Raw genomic sequence first — 3,087 nt, 5'->3', positions numbered from 1 at the left:
GTCCGGGCCGGGACCGTCCTCGGGTTCCTCGTCGGCCACGCCAGGGGCGTCGTGCGCGCCCGCGGTGAGCGCCGAATACGACGTGCGCCGCCACTGCTGGTCGAGCGCGCGCGTGAACCCCGCGGCCGCCAGCTCGCCGGTCGGTAGCTCGGAGCGCACCCGCCGGGGCGCCACATCCTCGGGACGGTCGACCACGGTCACCGAGATCACCTCCGATGCGGACGCGGCCCATTCGGAAATCCGTTGCGCCGCAGCGGTGTCGGCGGGAATCTCGGCCCGGCGCGGTACCTGCGCCGATCCCGGGCGCCTGCCCAGCATCATCCGGTGCAGCGGCGCGGCGCCGGTGGTCACCGCGGGCGCCCACCACGCGACGATCTGGCACATCGCCCGGGTCAGCGCCACATACAGCAGCCGCAGTTCCTCCCCCGATTCCTCGGCCTCACACCGCAACTGGCGCTCGCCGTACCCGGGCGCCTCCTTGCCGCCGATATCGAGCACCCTGGTGCCGTTGTCGTCGTGGAACAGCAGCGTCGCCGGATACGGATTCTTGGCGCTGTCCCAGGTGAAAGGCAGGTAGACGATCGGAAATTCGAGGCCTTTGCTGGCGTGCACGGTGGCGATCTGCACGGCCGCCGCGTCTCGATCGAGGCGGCGACTGCGGCCGCTGACGCTACCGGTCTCCGGCTCGCGCACACGGTCGGCGAGCCAGCGGGTGAGCGCGGTCAGGCCGAGCCCCTCGGCCAGTGCCACCTCGTCGAGCAGCTGCGCGAGATGGCGCAGGTCGGTGAGTTCGCGTTCGCCGTTGTCCACCGCCAGCAGGCGGGGCGCGAGGTCGGTCTCGGTGGCGAGCTTGTCGAACACGGCGGCGAATCCGGCGCGCGCGAACAAGCGTGCGGCGTCACGCAACTGGGTGGACACCCGGCCGACGAGATCCGCACCGCCCGCGTCGATCTCGGCGGCGCTCACCCCGAGGATCGGTGTGCACGCGGCCAGCCGCACCCGGTCACCACGATGCGGTTGTTCCAGGGCCCGCAGCACCCACAGCCAATCGGTCGCGGCGACGGTCGCGAAGACACTGGTGCCACCGGCGAGGACGGAGGCCACCCCGACCCGGTCCAGCGCCGCGCGCACCACATCGATCTGGGAGCGGGTGCGCACCAGTACCGCGATATCGCCCGGCCCGATCGGCCTGCGCACCCGGCCGTCGCCGACCTCGCGCAGCGATTGATCCCCGCCGCGTACAGGTTTGGCGTCGATGGTGGTACCGGATTCGAGCAGGGTGACGATATCGGCGGCCAGGTCGTCAGCCACCTTGGCCCGCTGCCTGCCCACCGACGGGAACCCCGACCGATTGCGCGGACCGGCCCCGGTCCGTGGGAGCACCCGGAGTCGCAGCGGGGCGATGACGTCCGGCTCACCGTGCAGACGGGTCATCGGCCGCGTTGGCGTGACCGGGTAGACGCTGATCTCGGGATGACCCAATTCCGCACCGCCACACAGGTGGTCGATGGCGCGCAGCAGTCCGGCGTCGCTGCGCCAGTTGCGGGTGAGCTCGCTGCGTCGATCGGCCAGCGCCACGGCGTCGAGGTAGCTGAGCACTTCGGCGCCGCGGAAGGCGTAGATGGCCTGTTTCGGGTCGCCGACCAGGACGAGGGTGGCGTGTTGATGGAAGGCCAGGCGCAAAATGTCCCACTGCAACGGATCGGTGTCCTGGAACTCGTCGACCAGCGCGACCCGGTAGCGCTGCCTGATCCGGGCGCGGGCGCGCGGCCCGTGGTCGGCGTCGGCCAGCACGTCGTGCAGCAGGACCAGCAGATCGTCGAAATCACGCAGTCCCGCACGGCGTTTGCGTCGTTCGGTCTCGGCGCGCACGGCACTCGCGAAGGCGACCCGCTCCCCCGCCGCACCGTCGGTGCGCGGGGCGAGGTCGGCGTGCCGGTCGTGGACCGCCGCCAGTGCCAGGGTATGGGCATCGCGCAGGGTGAACGGGGCGCGGTCGCGGGCGTAGCGGGCCAGATACAGGTCGTCGGCGACGGTGCCGACCAGTTCGTCCACCGATTCGACCAGCCGAGCGCCGGGATCGTGTTCGCCTGCCAGGCCGAGTTCGTCGAGCATCCGCTGGCAGAACGAGTGGGTGGTGGCGATGGTGCCCGCGTCGAAATCGGCCAGGGCGGTGAGCAATCGGTGCCTGCGCAAGCGCACCGTGGCGGGGTCGGTGTCGGCCATCGCGCGGACGAGCTCGTCCTGATGGTGCCGTGCGGTATCGGGTTCGGCCAGGGCGGTCGCCACCGTGACGAAACGGTCCCTGGTGCGTTCGCGCAATTCCTGGGTGGCGGCGCGGCTGAACGTGACGAGGAGCAGTTCGGTGATCGCGATGCCCGCCTCGGCGACATAGCGGACGGCGAGCCCGACGATCGCGTGCGTTTTGCCGGTGCCCGCGCTGGCCTCGAGCACCGTGGTGCCCTGCGGCAGCGGACCGGTGGCATCGAAGGCGGTCGGCGCCGAGACGGTTCCCGTCACGGCTGTCCCTGACTTTCGGCGGCGAGCAGCGGCGCCCACCAGCGGCGCGCGAGGGCACCGAAGTGGGTGCTCTCCGGCTCGCCCGGCCGGCTGGTTTCGGTGGCGAGACCGGCGAATCGGGGTGCGCGGCCCCAGACGTAGCGCAGGTAGCGGTCGGTGTGGTCGCCGAACTTGTCGGGGCCGTTGGGGCCACCGTCGAAGGCGTGTTCGGCGGCGAGCAGGGCGTCGGCGACGCTGTCCCCGCGGAAGCGGCGCTCGGCGTAGGCCGCGGTGGCGGCGGGCGCGCAGGGCAGCGGTTCGCACAGCCCCTCGTCGCGCAACCGGACCAGATCACGCAGGATCGCCAGTGCGGCAGGCGCTTCGGGTGCGGTGATCACCGATCTGGCCACCGGCCTGCTGCGGAATTGCCCCCGCCCCGTGCTGATCGCCTGCCACGAGCGGTCTTCGGTCGCGGCGAGGGCGAGCAGCGACACCCAGGACGCGAGCCGGTGTTTCGGCGCGAGCCGCGAGTAGGTGGTACGCACCAGCGTTTCGCCGCGAACCTCGGGCACGGTGCCCGCGAGGGTG

1 protein-coding gene and 1 pseudogene are annotated in these 3,087 nt (G+C 71.9%); both read right to left on the bottom strand.

The features are described 5' to 3' along the window. Positions 1-2,520 (bottom strand): UvrD-helicase domain-containing protein (locus ACFWF3_RS30060; RefSeq protein ID WP_379317014.1); only part of this gene is annotated, 2,520 nt, incomplete at its 3' end. Beyond that, positions 2,517-3,087: pseudogene (locus ACFWF3_RS30055) on the bottom strand (exodeoxyribonuclease V subunit gamma); the annotation flags it as partial. The gene ACFWF3_RS30060 and the pseudogene ACFWF3_RS30055, both read right to left, overlap by 4 nt.

The organism is Nocardia sp. NPDC060220 (assembly GCF_042727815.1).
Lineage (GTDB): Bacteria > Actinomycetota > Actinomycetes > Mycobacteriales > Mycobacteriaceae > Nocardia.
This window is presented reverse-complemented; position numbering and strand designations above follow the sequence as displayed.